The organism is Lactobacillus kitasatonis DSM 16761 = JCM 1039 (assembly GCF_000615285.1).
GTDB classification, from domain to species: Bacteria; Bacillota; Bacilli; order Lactobacillales; family Lactobacillaceae; genus Lactobacillus; species Lactobacillus kitasatonis.
Genome location: NZ_BALU01000025.1, coordinates 1 through 3189, shown reverse-complemented (window position 1 = coordinate 3189; position 3189 = coordinate 1). Strand labels below are relative to the sequence as shown.

Below are 3189 nucleotides of genomic sequence, written 5' to 3'. Positions count from 1 at the left end.
TAGTACATTGAAAACTGAATATAATCCAAGCAAAAAACCGAGACAATCAAAGAGAACAGATTGTAGAGCGACCGAGAAGAGAATTCTTGAGTAAGGTCAAGTAGAAAAGGGCGCACGGTGAATGCCTAGGCACTAAAAGCCGATGAAGGACGTGACGAACTACGAAAAGCTTCGGGGAGCGGTAAGTACGCAGTGATCCGGAGATGTCCGAATGGGGGAACCCAATGCAGCGATGCATTATTGTATGATGAATAGATAGTCATGCAAAGGAATACGCAGTGAACTGAAACATCTAAGTAGCTGCAGGAAGAGAAAGAAAAATCGATTTCCTTAGTAGCGGCGAGCGAAGAGGAAAGAGCCCAAACCAAGTGATTTATCATTTGGGGTTGTAGGACTGCGATGTAGTAGCGTGAGAGATAGCAGAATTATCTGGGAAGGTAAGCCAGAGAGGGTGAGAGCCCCGTAAGCGAAATTTCAAGCGCGCTTAGCAGAATCCTGAGTAGGCCGGGACACGAGGAATCCCGGTTGAAACCGCGAGGACCATCTCGCAAGGCTAAATACTAATTAGTGACCGATAGTGAACCAGTACCGTGAGGGAAAGGTGAAAAGAACCCCGGAAGGGGAGTGAAAGAGAACCTGAAACCGTGTGTCTACAAGTAGTCAAAGCACATTAAAGTGCAATGGCGTGCCTTTTGTAGAATGAACCGGCGAGTTACGTTAACTAGCGAGGTTAAGTCAGAAAAGACGGAGCCGGAGCGAAAGCGAGTCTGAATAGGGCGAAAAGTTAGTTGACGTAGACCCGAAACCAAGTGACCTACCCATGACCAGGCTGAAGGTGTGGTAAAACGCACTGGAGGGCCGAACCCACGTAAGTTAAAAATTGCGGGGATGAGTTGTGGGTAGCGGTGAAATTCCAAACGAACTTGGAGATAGCTGGTTCTCTCCGAAATAGCTTTAGGGCTAGCCTCGTGGAGAGGATAATGGAGGTAGAGCTCTGTTTGGACTAGGGGCCCGTCAGGGGTTACTGAATCCAGATAAACTGCGAATTCCATATATCCATACACGGGAGTCAGACTGCGAGTGATAAGATCCGTAGTCGAAAGGGAAACAGCCCAGATCACCAGTTAAGGTCCCCAAATCTATGCTAAGTGGAAAAGGATGTGGAGTTGCGTAGACAACTAGGACGTTGGCTCAGAAGCAGCCATCATTCAAAGAGTGCGTAATAGCTCACTAGTCGAGTGGCGCTGCGCCGAAAATTTACCGGGGCTAAGCATAGTACCGAAACTGTGGATGTGTTTTAAAGAGCACGTGGTAGGAGAGCGTTCTAAGTGCGGCGAAGGTTAATCGAGAGAATAATTGGAGCGCTTAGAAGTGAGAATGCCGGTATGAGTAGCGAAAGATAGGTGAGAATCCTATCCGCCGAAAGACTAAGGTTTCCTGGGGCAGGCTCGTCCGCCCAGGGTAAGTCGGGACCTAAGGCAAGGCCGAGAGGCGTAGTCGATGGATAACAGGTAGAGATTCCTGTACTGTGTTCAATCGTTATGAGCGATGGAGGGACGCAGGAGGCGAAACACGCATCGAGCTGGATCGATGTTCAAGCAGCGAGTGCGGTTAAGAGTCAAATGCTTCTAACCAGCAACATGAGCTGTGAAGAGTAGCGAAGTTAAAGTAGCGAAGGTGATGTAGTCACACTGCCAAGAAAAGCTTCTAGCCAGAGAGAACATACCCGTACCGCAAACCGACACAGGTAGTCGAGTGGAGAACACTAAGGTGAGCGAGAGAACTCTCGTTAAGGAACTCGGCAAAATGACCCCGTAACTTCGGAAGAAGGGGTGCTGGCCATGAGAGTGGTTAGCCGCAGTGAATAGGCCCAAACAACTGTTTATCAAAAACACAGGTCTCTGCAAAATCGTAAGATGACGTATAGAGGCTGACACCTGCCCGGTGCTGGAAGGTTAAGAGGAGAGCTTAGCGTAAGCGAAGGTTTGAATTGAAGCCCCAGTAAACGGCGGCCGTAACTATAACGGTCCTAAGGTAGCGAAATTCCTTGTCGGGTAAGTTCCGACCTGCACGAAAGGTGTAATGATTTGGGCACTGTCTCAACGAGAGACTCGGTGAAATTATAATACCCGTGAAGATGCGGGTTACCCGCGACAGGACGGAAAGACCCCATGGAGCTTCACTGTAGCTTGATATTGAGTATCTTTTAAACATGTACAGGATAGGTAGGAGCCAGAGAATGCAGGACGCTAGTCTTGCAGGAGGCAATGTTGGGATACTACCCTTGTTTGAAGGATGCTCTAACCTCGACCTGTAAGCCAGGTCAGGGACAGTGTCAGGTGGGCAGTTTGACTGGGGCGGTCGCCTCCTAAAGTGTAACGGAGGCGCCCAAAGGTTCCCTCAGAATGGTTGGAAATCATTCGCAGAGTGTAAAGGTATAAGGGAGCTTGACTGCGAGAGAGACAACTCGAGCAGGGACGAAAGTCGGGCTTAGTGATCTGGTGGTACCGTATGGAAGGGCCATCACTCAACGGATAAAAGCTACCCTGGGGATAACAGGCTTATCTCCCCCAAGAGTTCACATCGACGGGAGGTTTGGCACCTCGATGTCGGCTCGTCGCATCCTGGGGCTGAAGTCGGTCCCAAGGGTTGGGCTGTTCGCCCATTAAAGCGGCACGCGAGCTGGGTTCAGAACGTCGTGAGACAGTTCGGTCCCTATCCGTCGTGGGCGTAGGAAATTTGAGAGGAGCTGTCCTTAGTACGAGAGGACCGGGATGGACGCACCGCTGGTGTACCAGTTGTCTTGCCAAAGGCATCGCTGGGTAGCTATGTGCGGAAGGGATAAGCGCTGAAAGCATCTAAGTGCGAAGCCCCCCTCAAGATGAGATTTCCTTTGCGTAAGCAGTAAGACACCTCAGAGACGATGAGGTAGATAGGCTGGGAGTGGAAGTTCTGTGAAGAATGGAGCGGACCAGTACTAATCAGTCGAGGACTTGACCAAAGCGAAGCGATCTGAAAAGGTTTTTTGCGAAAGATTATGTTTAGTTTTGAGCGTAGTAGCTCAAAAGAGTACGGTGGCGAAAGCAAGAAGGATACACCTGTTCCCATGCCGAACACAGAAGTTAAGCTTCTTAACGCCGAAAGTAGTTGGTGGGCAACTGCCTGCGAGGAAAGGAAGCTGCCGTGCTC

General features: G+C 49.9%; 2 rRNA genes. Both read left to right on the top strand.

The features are described 5' to 3' along the window. Window positions 1-94: 94 nt before the first annotated feature. Window positions 95-3001: ribosomal RNA gene (locus tag JCM1039_RS09915) — 23S ribosomal RNA — on the top strand. 69 nt (window positions 3002-3070) lie between these two features. Continuing rightward, a 5S ribosomal RNA gene (rrf, locus tag JCM1039_RS09910) occupies window positions 3071-3187 on the top strand. The last annotated feature ends 2 nt before the right edge of the window (window positions 3188-3189 follow it).